The sequence below is a fragment of the Methylolobus aquaticus genome, from assembly GCF_054172105.1.
In genome coordinates, this window is record NZ_JBSYXP010000009.1 from 178154 (window position 1) to 195298 (window position 17145).

Genomic DNA, 17145 nt, shown 5'->3' on the forward strand with positions numbered 1-17145 from the left:
GTTGGGAGACCCAGTCCATGAAGCCCGATATTCACCCGGAGTACAAGACGATATCCGTGACCTGCAGTTGCGGCGCCACGTTTGAAACTCGCTCCACCCTCGGCGAGCCGCTACACGTCGAAGTGTGCTCGGCCTGCCATCCATTCTATACAGGCAAGCAGAAAATCGTCGACACCGCCGGCAGGGTCGACAAGTTCCGCCGCAAGTACGCCCGCGGCTGATCACTCGGGGCGGCGCGCTGCATCGGCGCGGCTCGCCGCGCCGACCGGTCGCTACCAACGTCAGCCCACGCCTCCGACCTCGGTCCGGCACGTCCGCAGTGCCGCCTTCTTGTTGCCGCTCTCACCTCAGGTAGTCCACCCGGTATTTCGGTCCGGCGACGAACCCGGCTGATCCTCGAGCAGCCTGCGCAACTCGGCCAGCGACAGCTTCGGAAGCTGGCTCTTGCGCCGCACCCAATGACGACCCGCTCCGTCTGGAGCGAGGATCACGATGTCGACGCGCGACTGGCCGGCAAAAAAACGGAGTCCGGGTACTTCCACGAACCCCATCCGGCCCGCTATCTGGTGGCTGGTCTCCCTAAAGGGAATGCGGGCATCGATCAGCTTCGTGATGACCTGCTCCGGCGCCTCGGGGAAAACCTGAATCGTGACCGGGCTGTGCGGCCCGGCGTCGCCGGCGACGGCATCACCGACAAGACAGGGGGAAAAGGCCTCGAGCTGCGCCATGATTTCCACCGCGATGCGCCGCAAGCTCAGCAACCTGCACTCGTGTGATGCATCCCGGTAGAGCCGGTGATACTCCTGACGCGCGAGATCGATCACATCGTTGCGCGGCAGTTGCCGCACGTCACGCAACCCCAGCCGCTCGGCCGCCTTGAGCTTGGCCCTGCCATAATCCTGGACGCCATCCTCGATCATCACCCGGGCCGCTTCCTGGGCAATTCGGAACTGGACCCTGTCGCGAGCATTCACGGCGGCTCCCCGCTGGTGGCGAAGCGTTCGAAACGTTAAAAGAGGGACTCGATAGACCGACTGGAGCCTCCACCACCGCGGCTGGGCGCCCGGGACGAGCCACCGAATTCGCTGAACTCCTCTCCCTCGCTGGGCTTCGGCTTGCGTTTGGCCGGCTTAGGCACCGCACGCTTCTTCGGAACCTTGTCCGATGGGAACAGCTCCATGACCCCGGCGTCCTGTCCCTTCCCTGCGAGCATACCCGACTTGGGGTCGATACGGGTGGCCGTCAGCCCTTCCGGTTGCTGAAAGGATTCCTCAGGCACGTCGGCCAGCGCCGTCTTCATGAAATCGATCCACATTGGGAGCGCCAAGTCACCACCCGTCTGCTTGCCCAACGACTTGAACGAATCGAAGCCCATCCAGCACACCGTCACCAGGGCCGGGGAGTACCCGTTGAACCAGACGTCACGCGAGCGGTTGGTGGTACCCGTCTTGCCACCAATGTCTTTCCGTTTGAGTTGCAACGCTTTCTTCGCCGTGCCTGTGCGAATGACGTCCTGCAACATCGAGTTCATCATGTAATGCACTTGCGGCGACAGGATTCGCGGTGCGACCGGCTCCGCCGGCTCGGCGTCCAGCGGGCATTCCGGGCAGGCCCTGGGCGGCTTGGCCTCGAAGATCGTCTCACCGTCGGGTGTTTCGATCCGGGCGATCACATAAGGATCGACGCGAAAACCACCGTTAGCGAACGGGGCATAGGCCTGCGCCATCCGGAGCGGACTGGCATGACCGCTGCCCAGCGCCAGTGACAGACCCCGCGGCAGCTCATCGCTGGTGAAGCCGAAGCGGTTCGCCATCTCGAGCACCTTGTCGGTACCCACATCCTTCATCAGGCGCACCGAGACCAGATTCCGACTCTTCGCGAGAGCCACCCGAAGCCGTACCGGACCCATGAACTTGCCACCCGAATTTTTCGGGCGCCAGACCCCACCGCTTTGCGACTCGTCCTTGACCGCGATCGGACCGTCGACGACCACACTGGCCGGGGTGTAACCGTTCTCCATGGCCGTCGCATAAACGATGGGCTTGAAGCCGGAACCCGGCTGGCGTTGGGACTGCGTGGCGCGGTTGAAGCTGCTCAACGCGAAATCGTAACCCCCCACCAAGGCAATCAGAGCCCCATCCTTCGGATCCAAAGCGACGATGGCGCCTTCCACTTCCGGCACTTGCGCCAAGACCCAGGCGCCACCATCCTTGACCGAGAGCCGGACGATGGACCCCGGCTTGAGGCCTTCACGGGGATTACGCGCCCAACCGCTCTGATCGAAGTCGACATCCGTCAGTCCGGTACCGGCCACATAAACGGTTGCGGAACGGTCCTTCAGCGAGATCACGACTCCCGGCACGGTCTCGCCGCCGCTGGGAATCTTGCGCAATGCCTCTTCCCAGTCCGCATCGGTCTTCGCCTTTTTCAGGTCGATGCGCTGCTTGCTGCTGCGATAGCCGCGGTGCATGTCGTAACGCCGCAACGACTTCCGGAGCGACTTTTCGGCTTCGAGCTGCAAGCGGCTATCGATCGTCGTGTGAACCTGATAGCCATTGAGATAGGCGTCTTCACCGTAGCGCTGGACCATTTCATTGCGCGCCATTTCGGCGACATACGGCGCCGACAGTTCAATCGCACGAGTGTGCAGTCGTGCGGTATTCGGCTGTGCGATCGCTTCCCGGAACTGCTCCGGGGAGATGAAACCGAGCTTGCCCATCCGCTGCAGAACGTAATTGCGCCGTTCCAAGGCCCGCGGCGCGTCGACGATCGGATTGTAGCGGGACGGCGCTTTCGGCAGGCCGGCGATCATCGCAATCTCTGCGAGCGTCAGATCACGTATCTCCTTCCCGTAATAGATCTGCCCGGCAGCCGCGATCCCATACGCATGGTGGCCGAAATAGATTTTGTTAAGGTAAAGCTCGAGGATCTGTTCCTTTGGCAGGGTCGACTCGATCTTGATGGCCAGCAGAATCTCCTTGATCTTCCGTGCCAGGGTCTTTTCGCTGGTCAGGAAAAAGTTTCGCGCGACCTGCATCGTGATCGTGCTGCCCCCCTGCCTCTTCTCGCCGGTGCTGGCAAACGTGTACACGGCTCTCAGCAAGCCCTGGTAGTCCACCCCGGGATGATTGAAGAAGCGGTCATCTTCCGCTGCCAGAAAGGCCTGCTTCATGGCTTCAGGCACGTCCGCGATCGCGACCGGATAGCGTTTCGCCTCGCCATACTGAGCCATCAACTTGCCGTCGCGACTGAAGATACTCATGGGTACCTGGTAGCGTACGTCCTTCAGGCTAGCGATATCGGGCAGCTGAGGCTCCAGATAGGAGTACAATCCAAGCAACCCGACGGTGGCGAACAGGATCGCGAACAGAACGAAGGCTATAAGCCCCTTCAGCAATCTGGCGATCACCGAGGAGCCAGTTTTCTTGCGAATTGCCACGCGTGGAAGAGGAAGATTTGTGAAGCAGTGGGAAAGTGGGCGCAGGCTCGGCGCTGATCTGGACGGAGGCCCCACGAGAGGCCTAAGAGATTGTGTTGCGAAGGATCGGTTTGCGCAGCAGATTACCATCGGGCGCAGGGTTGTACCAGTCTAACGCACGGATTAAGGCGATCCGGACCCCGGTTTCCTGATGGTCAGCGGACGCACGGAAGGCACACGATGTTTCAATTACAGAGACCGAAACCGGGACTGCTCGGAATCGACATCAGCACAGCGGCCGTCAAGCTACTCGAACTGAGCCGCGACAAAGCCGGGCTGATTCGTGTCGAGGCATGCGCGGTGGCGCCGCTGGCGCCCGGCGCCATTGTCGACCGGACGGTGGCCAACGTGGAACTCCTGGGCGATGCCTTGAAAGCGGTCGTCAAGCAATCCGGCACCCGACTCAAGACGGCAGCCGTCGCGGTACCCACCTCGGCGGTCATCACCAAGATCATCACGATGCCGGCCTCCCTGGGCGATGACGAACTCGAACTGCAGATCGAACTGGAGGCCGACCGGTACATTCCGTACCCGCTGGATGAAGTCAGCCTGGACTTCGAAGTGCAGGGGCCGAATGCACGGAATGCGGAATTGATGGACGTGCTGATCGTTGCCTCGCGCAAGGAGAACGTCGACGATCGTCTGGCCGCGCTCGATCTGGCCGGCATCAGGGCCGGCGTGGTAGATGTCGAGTCCTATGCGCTGGAAAATGCGTTCAGCGTGATGCTCGAGCAGCTTCCTGAACACGGCTCGGGCCAAACTACCGCCATCGCAGACGTCGGTGCGACGATGATGACACTGGATGTGGTGCATGACGGACGCAGCGTCTACGTCCGCGAGCAGGGGTTCGGCGGCAAGGAGTTGACGGAAGAGATCCAGAGCAAGTACGGCCTCTCTTTTGCCGAAGCCGGGCTCGCAAAAAAACTCGGAGGCCTGCCCGAGAGCTACCTGGAGGAGGTACTGGACCCGTTCCGGCAAGCCATGGCCCGACAGATCAACGTGTCGCTGCAGTTCTTTCGCTCCTCCGGCGCAAACCGCCAGTTGGACAGACTGCTGCTGGCCGGCGGATGCGCCCAGATCCGCGGCATCCGCGAATATCTGGAAACGGCACTGGAGATTCCGACGCTGATCGCGGACCCCTTTGCCGGGATGGCCCTGGCGAACAGGATCAAGGCGCCGACGCTGCGCGCCGAGGCGCCCGCGCTGATGGTCGCCTGCGGTCTGGCATTAAGGAGTTTCGATTGACCGTCCACATCAATCTGCTGCCGTGGCGCGCCGAACTGCGTCAGCAGAAGAAGCGCGATTTCTTCGCGCGGGTCGCGCTGGCCGTTTTTTGTACCCTATTGGTCATGCTCAGTGTGCACCTTCATATCGCTCGCACCATCGATCGCCAAGTGCGACGGAACGAGTTCATGAAGTCGGAGATCCGCGTGCTGGATGAAAAAATAAAGGAAATCCAGAACCTGGATACGCAGAAGCGACGTCTGGTAGCCCGCATGGAAGTCATCCAACAGTTGCAGACCAGCCGCCCCGCCGTCGTGCACCTGTTCGACGAGATCGTACAGACGGTCCCGGAGGGGGTGTCCCTGAGCGATCTGACGCAAACTGATCAAAAGATGGTGATCAACGGTAGCGCACAATCGAACGGACGCGTCTCCGCCTATCTCCGGAATCTCGAATCGTCCCGTTGGCTGACCCGGCCAATACTGAACGTGATCCAGACCGAAAAGGAGAAGGACACAAAGACCCCGCTCGCCAAGCAGTTTACGGTCCGCGTGGAGCAGATCTCGACGGTACCGGAAGGAACGCCCCGATGAACCTGGACCTGACCCAGATCGACTGGGATTTGGAGCGGGCCGGCACGTGGCCATTGGCGGTCAAGGCGCTGGTCATCGGCGTACTGTGCATCGCCACCACCGGGGTCTGGTACTACCTCGGTACACGGAATCAACTGGAACAGCTCGCCGCGGAAGAAGCGCAGGAAAGCCAGCTGAAGCAGACCTTCGAAATCAAACAGAAGAAGGCGGTAAACCTCGAAGCCTACAAGAAGCAACTGGTCGAGATTCAGCAGACCTTCGGCGACCTGCTGAAGCAACTGCCGGACAAGACGCAGGTACCGGACGTTCTCGTCGACGTGTCTCAGACCGGCCTGGCCAGCGGACTTGAATTCGAGTTGTTCAAGCCGGCGGAAGAGGTCAACAAGGAGTTCTATGCCGAATTGCCGATCCAGATTCGCGTCGTGGGTGACTTCCTGAAGTTCGGAACCTTTGTCAGCGGACTGGCCGCACTGCCCCGGATCGTTACGATCCACAACATCAAGATCTCGCGCCGTAGCGAAGGCAACACGAAGGGCAGCAAGGAACAGCTGCTGATGGATGCCGTCGTGAAGACCTATCGCTACCTGGACGAAACCGCGGCCAAACCTCTGGCACCCAAGGTGCCGCCCAAACCGAAATAGCGATCCGGATTACGCGACCGAAAGGGCTCACTGAGTACGAGCGACCATGACTGGATCAGGAACACAAACACATACCCTGCGCCTGGGATGGGCCACGTTGTGGTGTGCCCTGGCAGCGCTTGCCGGCTGCGCGGACGATGAGATCAGCGATTTGCAGGCGTATGTCACCGAAGTGAAATCGCGGAAGCAGGGCAGGATCGAACCGCTGCCGGAATTCCATTCCATCGAGCCATTCACCTTCGAGGGCAGCGGACGCAGAGATCCATTCGCCCGTGCCGAGGCGAAGGAAGAAACCAGCGAGCGGCAGCATCCGGTCGCTGGACCCCGCCCGGATCTTTCGCGCACCAAGGAAGAGTTGGAGGCATACGAACTCGACAGCCTGCGCATGGTTGGCACCATCAGACTTCAGGGGGCCCTCTGGGGCTTGGTCAAGGCAGCCGATGGGACAATCTACCGCGTACGCCCTGGTAACCATATGGGGCGGAACTACGGGCGAATCCAGGAAATCACGTCCGACCACATCTTTCTCGTTGAACTGGTTTCCGTGAACAACGGGTCATGGGAAGAGCGACAGGCTGCGCTCGACCTGAATGACTCGGCCACCCCCGACGCAGAACGAAAAACGCGATGAAAGGGATACCCTGCCCCCCGACCCATACTCGCTTCCCCGGCCACGGTCGCGTTGGACGCTGGCTGTACTTCGCGCTGGTACTGCTGGTCCATGCGGCAGCACCCGCGTGGGCCCAGTTGAGTACGCTGCGGGACGTCGATTTCTCGACCTCGGCCGACGGCGACCTGACGTTCCGGTTCAGCTTCGACAGCCCCATCGCAACACCCCGGATGTTCATGACCGAGAACCCGACGCGTTTGGCGATCGATTTCCCGGGCGCGCGGAACGGGCTCAAACAGACGCTAATTCCGGTGCGGTCCCACGGCGCGGAATCCCTGCAGGCGATCGAAGCCGGCGGGCGGACGCGGGTCATTCTGAATCTCGCGTCGATGGTTCCCTACGCCGGCGAAGTCGAAGGCAACGGCTTCCGATTGAGACTGAAGACGGGAGACCAGTCGCACGGCACCTACCGGCGCACACCGAATCCACCGCTCGCACCCAGCCGCCAGGTCAGCCCCGGCTATGCCGCACCGGCAGCCATGCGCGAACCGATCGGCGTTTCGAGGGTAAACCGCATCGATTTTCGCCGCGGCGATCGTGGCGAGGGGCGCGTGATCATCACGCTGAGCGACCCCGATGCCGCAGTCAACGTGCGTCCGGAAGGCGGACGCATCGTCGTCACACTACCTGGTTCGACGATCCCGTCCCAGGTTGCCCGGCAGTACGATGTGACCGACTTCGCCACCCCCGTCCGCTCCATCGATGCGAGTTCAGGCACCAAAGTGGTCATTTCCCCGGCATCGGCAGACTATGACTACTCGAGCTACCAGACCGATAACGTGCTGACGGTCGAACTTCGGCCGCTGAGCCGCGCCGAACGCGACGAAGTTAGCAAGAAGCGGGGCATCAAGTATTCGGGCGAGCGCCTGTCGCTGAATTTCCAGGACATTCCGGTCCGCTCGGTGCTGCAGATCCTGGCTGACTTCACGAACCTCAACATCGTCGCCAGCGACAGCGTCCAAGGCAATGTCACGCTGCGTCTGAACGAGGTCCCCTGGGATCAGGCACTGGATCTGGTGCTGAAATCGAAAGGCCTGGCCAAGCGTCAGGACGGCAACATCATTCGGGTCGCACCCACTGACGAGATCAATCGCCTGGAAAAGGAGGATCTGGAAGCCCAACGCATCGTCGAGGACCTGGAGCCGCTGCGCACCGAGATCATCCAGATCAAATATACCCGCGCCGACGAGATCAAGAAGGTGCTGATGGGCACCATCGACCAGACCACGCCGATGCGTTCGGACCCGACAACCCTGAAGGACCTCCGCAACCTGAACGAACCACCGGAAGGACCCGCAACGGCCGAAGCGACGCAATCCATTTTGTCGGGTCGCGGGAACGTCACCGTGGACCCGCGCACGAACCAACTCATCGTTAAGGACACGGCCCGCAACCTGGAGCGAATCCGCGACCTGATCAATCAGCTGGACAAATCGGTACGGCAGGTGTTGATCGAGTCACGGATCGTGATTGCCCGTAACGACTTCTTCCGGGAACTAGGCGCCAAGATTGGACTCAACCGGGTCGTGCCCGGTGCCTTACAGACTCAGCGCGCCTACCTGGTACCGACCGAGGGCGTACTGCCTGTCGACGCGACGCAGGGCGCCACTTACGGCAGCGCTCTGGTCGATCTTGCCGCGAAGGGCGGCGGTTTCGTGACGCCAGCGGCTGCCGGGTTCACTCTATTGAAGGCTGGGGATTATCTGCTCGACCTGGAACTGTCGGCGGCACAGCGCGTCGGGCGCAGCGAGCTCTTGTCGAATCCGCGGGTCATTACCGGGGACCAGACCAAGGCAACCATCAAGCAGGGTGTCGAGATACCGGTCCAGATCACTCAGCAGGGCACGACCGGGGGCCTCCCCGTACAGAATGTCCAGTTCAAGGAAGTCGTACTCGAACTCAACGTCACACCGCACATCACGCCTGATGATTTCGTGCTGATGGACTTGCTGATCAAAAAGGACACACCCGGCGGGACTACGACGAATGGCAACATCATCATCGAAAAGCGCGAGATTCAGACGACGGCCCAGGTCGCCAATGGCGAGACCGTCGTGCTGGGTGGCATCTACGAAACCGACAACATCAACACGGTGGACAAGGTCCCGTTCTTCGGCGATCTGCCCGGCATCGGTTTCTTCTTCCGCCGCGACGAAGTCCAGGACAACAAGCGCGAATTGCTGATCTTCATCACCCCGAAGCTGCTGAACGACAGCCTCGGTGCCGCGCGCTAACCGCATGAAGGGCCAAGGCGTCCGCCCCAGCCGGGGCACCGTGCTATGATTTGCGCCCCCGTTTCGAGAGCTGTGCCGTCAACGTGAATATCTTCCTGATCGGTCCGATGGGCGCCGGCAAGTCGACCATCGGCAAGTTGCTCGCCAAGACTTTCGGCCGCGACTTCGTCGACAGCGACCGGGAAATCGAACGACGGACCGGTGTCACGATACCGATGATCTTCGAATACGAAGGCGAAGCGGGCTTCCGACGCCGCGAAGCCGAGATGCTGGCGCAGCTGAGCGCGCGCGACGAAATCGTCCTGGCCACCGGCGGGGGCGCCGTCATCCTGCCCGAGAACCGTGCCCTGCTGCGACGGCGAGGCTTCGTGGCGTATCTGAAGTGCAGCATCGAGAAACAACTCGAACGCACCCAACGCGACTCTCACCGCCCGCTGCTCAATACGGCCGACCCGCGCCAACGCCTCGAAGATCTGTTCCATGAGCGTGAGCCGCTCTACACCGAGATCGCGGATGTGACCGTCGACACGGGTTTACTGTCGGGACAGGCCGCCGTCCGGTCCATCGCCAAAGCCTATCAGAATGCCTGCAGCGGGCGGGGCGACACATGAAGACGCTGAATGTCGAGCTCGGCGACAGAAGCTACCCGATCTACATCGGGCGCGAACTGCTCGATCGTGCCGAACTGCTGGCGCGGCATGTCAGCTCGCAGCAGGTTCTGCTGCTGACCAACGCGACGGTGGCTCCCCTTTATCTGGCCCGAGTGAACGCCGCTCTGGGCGACCGCCGCATCGAGCAGCTGATCCTTCCGGACGGAGAGGCGTACAAGACACTGGATTCGGCAGCGGAAATCTGGGACCGTCTGCTGGAACGACGTTTCAGTCGCAACGCGACACTGGTCGCCCTGGGCGGCGGAGTCATCGGCGATCTGGGAGGCTTCGCCGCGGCCTGCTACCAGCGCGGCATACCCTTCGTGCAGATCCCCACGACACTCCTGGCGCAAGTCGACTCCTCGGTCGGTGGAAAGACCGGCGTCAACCACCCGCGCGGCAAGAACATGATCGGCGCCTTTTACCAGCCGCTGGCCGTCATCGCCGATACGGGCACGCTCTGCACGTTGCCCGACCGCGAACTGAGCGCCGGTCTCGCCGAGGTGATCAAGTACGGACTGATCCGCGACCCCGTGTTTTTCGACTGGATCGAGGCCAACATCGAGGCACTCGTGCAGCGCGAGCCGGCAGCACTTGCCCACGCGATCGAACAGTCCTGCCGAAACAAGGCGGCGGTCGTCGCGGCGGACGAGCGGGAAACTGGGGTACGCGCGACCCTGAACCTCGGTCACACCTTCGGACACGCTATCGAGACCGGCTGCGGGTATGGTACCTATCTCCACGGGGAGGCGGTCGCCATTGGAACCTGCATGGCGGCTCGGCTGTCGCACGGCCTCGGTTGGCTCGGTTACGATGGGGTCGGGCGTATCGAAAGCCTGCTGCGATCTGCCGGCCTGCCGACGCAACTCGAACCGGGACAGCTGTCCGCAGGCCGCATGCTGGAACTGATGGCGGTCGACAAGAAGAACGTCGACGGCAAACTGCGCCTGATTCTGCTCGAGGGAATCGGTAGTGCAACCCTGCCGCTCGAAATCGACTCGGCCACGGTGGAAGCGACACTGACCGAGATTCTTTCCAGTTGAGACTCGGCCCCCACCCTTATCCGCTCGGGTTCGGACGACGCTCGGCCCGATCCTTCGCAGCCGCCGCCGGAACCCTGTCATGCTGCTAGAGAACGACACCCTGATCCGCGCACTGCTGCGCCAACCGACGGACCGAACCCCTGTCTGGATGATGCGCCAGGCGGGCCGCTACCTGCCGGAGTATCGCCGGGTGCGCGAACTCGCCGGGAGCTTCATGGGCTTGTGTACGAACCCGGAACTCGCCTGCGAAGTCACGCTGCAACCGCTGGAACGCTTTCCGCTGGACGCAGCCATCCTCTTCTCCGACATCCTGACGATACCGGACGCGATGGGCCTCGGCCTGACCTTCGTCGAAGGCGAAGGTCCTCGCTTCAGCCATCCGGTCCGGCGGGCCGAGGACATCCGCAATCTCCCGATCCCGGACCCGGAGCAGAGCCTCGACTACGTCATGGCGGCCGTGCGACTCATCAAGCGCGAGCTACAGGGGCGTGTTCCGCTGATCGGTTTCTCCGGCAGCCCGTGGACTCTGGCAACCTACATGGTCGAAGGCGGGAGCAGTCGCGACTTTCGCAGGATCAAGGGTTTGCTATACGAAGATCCGACCCTGCTGCACGCCTTGCTGGCGAAGCTGGCGGATGCCGTCGCGCTGTATCTGAATGCGCAGATCGCCGCCGGCGTAGACGCCGTCATGATCTTCGATACCTGGGGCGGAACCCTGGCCCACCACCATTATCGAAGCTTCTCGCTGGACTATGCCGCGCGAGTCGCAGAACGACTGAACCGCGAGAACGAAGACCGCCGGGTTCCCGCGGTGTTCTTTACCAAAGGCGGAGGACAGTGGCTGAACAGCATGGCCTCGGCGGGATTCGATGCACTCGGCCTGGATTGGACCACCGACCTCGGAGAAGCGCGTGCCCGGGTTGGCGACCGGGTCGCACTGCAAGGCAATCTCGACCCGATGACTCTTTACGCATCCCGGGACGTGATACGCGACGAAGTGCGCCGCGTATTGCAGGAATACGGCCGCGCACCGGGCCATGTCTTCAATCTGGGTCACGGCATCCTGCCGGATGTAAACCCGGAACATGCCGGTGCGATGATCGCTGCCGTGCATGAGCTCAGCCCGGCGTTTCACCGCGACTAGCGGGACCGCATACCCAGGGATCAGACCGCGGCGGGCAGTTCCACCTCGACAACGACTCCCGGCCCATCCTCGCGATTCAACAGCCGCACATCGCCGCCGACCTGCCAGATCAAGCGGCGCACCAATGGCAGCCCCAGGCCGATGCCCGGCGTTTCTCCGGTGGCATACTTTTCGGCCTGATCGAACGGCTGAAACGCCCGTTCGATCTGTGCCGGGGAAAGGCAGACCCCATTGTCCGCCACCCGGAGCCGCACCTTGCCCGACCGCGCGGCGCCCACGCTGACGTCGATCACGGGCCGCCGCTCCGGGTGGAACTTCCTCGCGTTGTCCAGAATCTCGTGCAACAGCAACGACAGCGCGGAACGCTCGATCGCAAGACGAGACACGAAGCCATCCGAGGCGAAGCGGACATCGGCCCGCGCGAACTCCAACGCGTCGCCAACCTCACGGAGTACGGCTTCTGCCTCGGCAATTTCCAGCCTGCCACGCTGGCGGTGACCCATCGACACGCTCATGTAACTAATGATGTGAGCGACCGACTCGTTGAGCTGCTGAGAGGCGCCGCGTGCGATCGTCAGCAACTCGATGGCGTCCGCCTCGAGCGGATGCCCCTTGAGTACCTCTTCCAGCAGCGACAAGCTCATCGCAATATGATTCAGCGGCGTATTGAGCTTGTGCGGGATCAGCCGGCTCAGTTTGGCGGTATCGATGATACTGGCCATCTCGGCGCTGACGTCGCGCAGTTGCACCAGACGTCCGAGCGGCCCGCAGTCGTTGCACTGCAGCTCATCCACGCCGATCCAGAATGCGGCCGCAACCTCGGATTCGGGCCGCACCAGATACAGCGGCTCATGGGATTTGCGGGCCTCCCATGCACCCCAGGCGGCCGGGGGCTCCAGGTTGTACTGCTGCCGCGCCTTGACAAGGAAATCGCCCTGCTCCTCCAGATTCGACGGATCGAGGCCCAGGAACAAACACGCCTTGTGGTTCGCATAAACGATTCGGTTGCTCGAATCCATCTGCAAATAGCCGTCCTTGGACTGCTCGAGCAGCCAGCGCAGCTGGGACTCCTGAGCCAACAGGCGGCGGTAACGATTCAGCCGGGTGATCGTTCGGACCCGCGCGCGCAGCTCGTTACGAGAGACCGGCTTGCTGATGAAGTCGTCCGCCCCTGCCTCAATGCCGGCGATTCGGGATTCGCGGTCGTCGAGCGCGGTGACCATGACGACCGGGACCTCGGCCAGAGTTGAGCTTTGCCGTATGCGCCGGCAAACCTCATACCCGTCCATGACGGGCATCATGACGTCCAGCAGAATGAGATCGGGCGGCGTCGCTTCGGCCATCTCGATACCCGAGGGACCATCAGCGGCGAAATGGAGACAGTAGCCTTCGCTGTGAAGCAGCGCCTTGAGGCTCTCGGCACTGACCGGCTCATCATCGATGATCAGAATCTGGGGTTGCAGTTGCAATGGATTCCCTCATGAGTGTATCCGGAGAGCCGCGCCGCAGAAGTCGAGGGGCCTGACGGTCCCACCCTGAGCCGAAAGCCACACCGTCCGTCCGTATCGATAGCCACAGCATATACTCGAGCGCGTCGTCAGGACCTCAACGCCGTACCCCAAAACCCAGTCACCAATACTGCCATTGCGCGAAAGCACCGCACCAATGCAGGCCAATGGAGCTGGGCAAGCGCGACGTCAACTCGCACCCGCCCCGCGGTAACCCATCAGGCACTCTTCTTGGTGAGCAGATAATCCAGCCACAGTCCCGCCAGCTTCTCCTGGACCGAGTTCTGCCGCAAACGCGCGTAAAGATTCGGAAAATCGACCCGGTCGAGTTCCTGGTCCTGGTTGTAGCAGGAGTAGACGAAATACTCCTCGCCGGTTTCCGGATCGACGTGCTTGCACAGGCATTGAGCACAAACGCCCTTCATCATGCATTGCATCGGCGAATTGATCGAGCCAATGGCGGTATGGTGAGGCTTCAAATAAGGAGCGAGTACACCGTGCCGTGCCGCCTTGACAGCCGACATCATGCGGTCGGAGCCGATCACGATGATGTGGTCGACATCGTCCAGATGAATCGGTGTCGCGCCGAGCTCACCTTTGGCGTAGGCCAGCATCGCCTCGATGATATTGCCGACGAAGGTCTTGTCCTGGGGCCGCAGCGGCGGGATCGCCTCGGCGCCCGGCGTCTTGTCGACGGCCCAGATCACCAGGTCAGAAGCCGCTTCGATGTCGCGCACCTTGAATACGTCGCCGCGGTTGCGATAGCCGGCGAAGTAGATGACCTGATTACCGGCGGCGCGCAATGCCCGTCCGATCGAGAACAGTACGGCGTTGCCGAGGCCGCCACCCACAAGCATGACCGTTCCGCCGGTATGGATCTCGGTCGGCGCGCCGGTAACGCCCATGACGACGAGGGGATCGCCGGGTTTCCATGTCGCGCACAGCCGCGATGAACTGCCCATTTCGAGGGCAATCAACGAAATGAGGCCCTGCTCCTTGTCGACCCAGGCACCGGTCAAAGCCAGACCCTCGGTGGTCAGCACGGTGTCCTCGACGACGGGCGCCAGAGCTTCGAAGTTCTGGACCCGATAGAACTGGCCCGGGCAGAAGTGCTTCGCGGACAGTGGCGCCTTGACGATGACTTCGATGATGGTCGGCGTCAGCCGGTTGATCTCGACGATGTAGGCGTTCAACGCCTCATCCAGCTTCCGCTGGAACGCCTGCAGAGCCTGATTGCGCTCGGCCTGCCTGCCCGGGTCCAGCGCCGCCAGTTCCTTCTCGAACAGACGCACGACGTAAGGATGCCCATCCTTCGCGCTGGCCATCGCCTTGACGACATTGCCGGCATAGACCGGATGGTTGTCGCCGTAGAACGTGATGTAGCGCCCGCCGCGGCGGTAGGACGTGAAAGGCGCCGGCTTGCCGATCTTCGGCCACAAGGTGTCGCTGACCGGCTCGAACTCGAACCCGGCCTCGGCCGCGATGGGCTCGTAGCGCTGGTAAAACTTCCGGTCCATCTCGAAGGTATCGGGATGTTCGGATTCGTAGATCGTGTTGGGCGAGGTTCCGGCTGCGACGAAAAGACTCTTCAGCGGCACTTCGAGTTCGCTCGCCTTCTTCCAGCGGCCATCGGTCTCCTCGAGCTTCTCGAAGCGAACGGCACGCAGATGGCCATGGGCATCCTCCAGCGCCTCCAGCGGGCTCATGCCCTCGGCGAGCAGGATCCCCTCGTCCATCGCTTCCTTGATTTCCTCGTGGTTCTGCCGGTAGGCGGGCGAATCCTTGATACCCTTGCGGTAGAACAGCGTCACACCGCCCCACTGCTCCAGCAAGGGCACGAAGTTGGGCTTCTCGCCGGCCGCGTCGGCACGCTGCCGCTCTGCCTGGATAGCGCGACCATGCGTCAGGAATTCGTCGAGGATCTCGGTTTCCTCCGCGTCATAACGACTCCGCACGCGGTCCTCGCCGAACGCGGTACAGAGCTTTTCGTACCGGTGCAACACCTTCTCGACCTGCACCGGATAATAGGCGAGCAACTCGGTTGTCGTATCGACGGCTGTCAGACCACCGCCAATGACGCCCGCCGGCAGGCGAACCTGCAGATTGGCCAGGGACGATTCCTTTGCGGCGCCGGTCAACTGTAGCGCCATCAGGAAATCCGAAGCCTTGCGGATACCCCGGATCAGATTGTTCTTGATGTCGATGACGGTCGGCTTGCCGGCCCCCGACGCGATTGCAATGTGGTCGAAACCGAGATCCCAGGCCTCGTTGATCGTCAGCGTGCCGCCGAAACGAACGCCGCCGTAGACGCTGAAGTTGCGGCGCCGCGCGAGCGTCAGATAGATCACCTTCAGGAAATTCTTGTCCCATCGCACCGTAATGCCGTATTCGGCGACGCCACCGAAACCCAGCATGATCCGCTTGTCGAGATCCTCGTAGAGGTCACGGAAGTCGCGAATCGGCTTGGGCGGCGTCTTCCAGTCGCCGACCAGTTCCTTAGGCAGCGGCTCGATCTTCAGGCCATCGATGCCCACCACGCCGAAACCTTCGTTCGACAGATAATGCGCTAGCGTGTATCCGGCCGGACCCAGACCAGCGATCAGCACGTTCTTGCCGTTGTAGGGCAGCGCGTACGGACGCTTGACGTTCAGCGGATTCCAGCGCGTCAACAGGCTGTAGATCTCAAATCCCCACGGCATGAACAGCACGTCGGTCAACGCATTCGTTTCGATCTGCGGAATGTTGACCGGCTCTGTCTTTTGGTAGATGCAACCCTTCATGCAATCGTTACAGATCCGGTGACCGGTACCGGGGCACAGCGGATTGTCGATCGTGATCAGGGCGAGTGCACCGATGTTGTCCCCGCGGCGCTTCACGAGATGCATCTCGGAGATTTTCTCTTCGAGCGGGCAACCGGTGATCGTGACGCCCAGCGGATTCTCCTTGTAGCTGCCGTCCTTTTTGTTCCGCATGCCCTTGGAACAGGAATCCGTGTCGCGGTCGTGGCAGTAGATGCAGTGGTCCACCTCGTACAGCACACGGCGCTCTGAGAAGCGCGGGTCGGTCAGCGCAAAGCCGTCGCGCCGCCGGTGATGTTCCGGACTGCCGGCCCAGGCACCGTAGCCGTCACGCTCCCGCACCTCATGCTCGACCAGATGAGTGAAATCGGTCTTTGCAGGAAATTTGAAGCTCACCCAGCCCCGCACCTTGCGCTGGAAGGCCGGTAAGCGTTGAGCGGCGAAGCTCCAGCGGCGGATCAGTTGGAGCAGCGAATCGGCAAACTCGGCCGGATCCGTCAATGCCAGCGTTTCGGACAAGGCCTCCCGCGCGATCGCTGAAGCGACCAACTGCTCACGCAGGGCATCCACGCGGTCAGCGGCATCATCGAGCGTGCCGGGCTTGTCCGACGCCACTGCCGCGAAGTGCCGCTGCAGCGACACGATGCGCGCGGCCAATTGGCCCATGCGGCTTTCCGCGTCCACATCGGCAGCGGTCGTCGCTTGCAACAGCGCCTGGACGCGGGCATCCAGCACATCGAGATCCGGCCACGCGGCAGGATCGACCCCCTTGAAGGCTTTATCCAGCGTCGCGACGATATCGTTGCGGTAGACGAAAACCGTATCGAACTCATTGCAGATCGCCCGGATCTGCTCTTCCCTCGTCGCTTCGACCTGAAACAACCGAGCCACGAAAGCACCAACATGGGGTGCGGCGCGGACCAGCAGATCCGAGACAACCTCGGGGCTCATCCCCTCGCCCTCGCAAGAACGGTAGTCGCGAAAAGCGCTGAAGAGTTCGGCGTCCCGTTCCTCGAGCTCGCGATCGAACTCACGGGACAGGTCGGCCAATCGCGCCGAATCATAAAGGTCTGCGTAGGTGAAGCCCGGCACGCCGAGAGCGAGTTCTGTCATAGGGTTAGGTTTGTTCAGCGGGTTGATGAACGGGCTCAGCTGCGAGCTG

The 17145-nt window shown here is 62.0% G+C and carries 13 protein-coding genes; 9 read left to right on the forward strand and 4 right to left on the reverse strand.

Annotation, left to right across the window (positions count from 1 at the left end):
• Nucleotides 1–17 precede the first annotated feature (17 nt).
• Entirely contained in the window at nucleotides 18–221 is a 204-nt protein-coding gene (gene rpmE / locus ACW73L_RS13955; RefSeq protein WP_129883770.1) for a 50S ribosomal protein L31, read from the forward strand.
• A gap of 126 nt (nucleotides 222–347) precedes the next feature.
• On the opposite strand, the gene ACW73L_RS13960 is transcribed toward rpmE, so the two are convergent.
• Both ACW73L_RS13960 and ACW73L_RS13965 read right to left on the reverse strand, forming a co-directional pair.
• A complete protein-coding gene (locus tag ACW73L_RS13960; protein ID WP_498922831.1) occupies nucleotides 348–974 on the reverse strand; it encodes a hypothetical protein in 627 nt (208 codons plus the stop codon).
• A 35-nt stretch (nucleotides 975–1009) separates the two neighbouring features.
• Complete coding sequence (locus ACW73L_RS13965) at nucleotides 1010–3409, reverse strand: penicillin-binding protein 1A (RefSeq protein ID WP_498922833.1); 2400 nt, start codon at nucleotides 3407–3409, stop codon at nucleotides 1010–1012.
• Nucleotides 3410–3658: 249 nt separating this feature from the next.
• On the opposite strand from ACW73L_RS13965, the gene ACW73L_RS13970 reads away from it, so the two are divergent.
• The 8 genes from ACW73L_RS13970 (at nucleotide 3659) to hemE (ending at nucleotide 11677) form a co-directional block, all read left to right on the forward strand.
• Nucleotides 3659–4723: a pilus assembly protein PilM gene (locus ACW73L_RS13970; RefSeq protein ID WP_498922835.1), complete on the forward strand. Its 1065-nt coding sequence runs from the start codon at nucleotides 3659–3661 to the stop codon at nucleotides 4721–4723.
• Entirely contained in the window at nucleotides 4720–5295 is a 576-nt protein-coding gene (locus ACW73L_RS13975; protein WP_201276228.1) for a PilN domain-containing protein, read from the forward strand. Before ACW73L_RS13970 ends, ACW73L_RS13975 begins: the two co-directional genes overlap by 4 nt.
• Nucleotides 5292–5936 (forward strand): type IV pilus inner membrane component PilO, encoded by a 645-nt coding sequence (locus tag ACW73L_RS13980; RefSeq protein WP_498922838.1) that lies wholly within the window; start codon nucleotides 5292–5294, stop codon nucleotides 5934–5936. The genes ACW73L_RS13975 and ACW73L_RS13980 overlap by 4 nt, the downstream gene beginning before the upstream one ends.
• 46 nt (nucleotides 5937–5982) lie before the next feature.
• The gene (locus ACW73L_RS13985) at nucleotides 5983–6567 is read left to right on the forward strand and encodes a pilus assembly protein PilP (protein ID WP_498922839.1); all 585 of its coding nucleotides are present in this window, start codon (nucleotides 5983–5985) and stop codon (nucleotides 6565–6567) included.
• Nucleotides 6564–8840, forward strand: a complete 2277-nt coding sequence (locus ACW73L_RS13990; protein ID WP_498922841.1) for a type IV pilus secretin PilQ — start codon at nucleotides 6564–6566, stop codon at nucleotides 8838–8840. Before ACW73L_RS13985 ends, ACW73L_RS13990 begins: the two co-directional genes overlap by 4 nt.
• A gap of 50 nt (nucleotides 8841–8890) precedes the next feature.
• Entirely contained in the window at nucleotides 8891–9451 is a 561-nt protein-coding gene (gene aroK / locus ACW73L_RS13995) for a shikimate kinase AroK (RefSeq protein ID WP_498922843.1), read from the forward strand.
• Nucleotides 9448–10533, forward strand: coding sequence for a 3-dehydroquinate synthase (gene aroB / locus ACW73L_RS14000; RefSeq protein WP_498922845.1), 1086 nt, complete (start codon nucleotides 9448–9450; stop codon nucleotides 10531–10533). The genes aroK and aroB overlap by 4 nt, the downstream gene beginning before the upstream one ends.
• A 79-nt stretch (nucleotides 10534–10612) precedes the next feature.
• A complete protein-coding gene (gene hemE, locus ACW73L_RS14005; RefSeq protein WP_498922847.1) occupies nucleotides 10613–11677 on the forward strand; it encodes a uroporphyrinogen decarboxylase in 1065 nt (354 codons plus the stop codon).
• Nucleotides 11678–11697: 20 nt separating this feature from the next.
• Here hemE and ACW73L_RS14010 read toward each other — a convergent pair whose 3' ends face one another.
• Nucleotides 11698–13146, reverse strand: a complete 1449-nt coding sequence (locus ACW73L_RS14010) for a response regulator (protein WP_498922849.1) — start codon at nucleotides 13144–13146, stop codon at nucleotides 11698–11700.
• A gap of 257 nt (nucleotides 13147–13403) precedes the next feature.
• Nucleotides 13404–17096 (reverse strand): FAD-dependent oxidoreductase, encoded by a 3693-nt coding sequence (locus ACW73L_RS14015; protein WP_498922851.1) that lies wholly within the window; start codon nucleotides 17094–17096, stop codon nucleotides 13404–13406.
• Nucleotides 17097–17145: the final 49 nt, after the last annotated feature.

Coding starts and splice junctions, on each gene's coding strand:
- rpmE (WP_129883770.1), top strand. CDS start 18: ATGAAGCCCGATATTCACCCGGAGTACAAGACGATATCCGTGACCTGC.
- ACW73L_RS13970 (WP_498922835.1), top strand. CDS start 3,659: ATGTTTCAATTACAGAGACCGAAACCGGGACTGCTCGGAATCGACATC.
- ACW73L_RS13980 (WP_498922838.1), top strand. CDS start 5,292: ATGAACCTGGACCTGACCCAGATCGACTGGGATTTGGAGCGGGCCGGC.
- ACW73L_RS13985 (WP_498922839.1), top strand. CDS start 5,983: ATGACTGGATCAGGAACACAAACACATACCCTGCGCCTGGGATGGGCC.
- ACW73L_RS13990 (WP_498922841.1), top strand. CDS start 6,564: ATGAAAGGGATACCCTGCCCCCCGACCCATACTCGCTTCCCCGGCCAC.
- aroB (WP_498922845.1), top strand. CDS start 9,448: ATGAAGACGCTGAATGTCGAGCTCGGCGACAGAAGCTACCCGATCTAC.
- hemE (WP_498922847.1), top strand. CDS start 10,613: ATGCTGCTAGAGAACGACACCCTGATCCGCGCACTGCTGCGCCAACCG.
- ACW73L_RS14015 (WP_498922851.1), bottom strand. CDS start 17,096: ATGACAGAACTCGCTCTCGGCGTGCCGGGCTTCACCTACGCAGACCTT.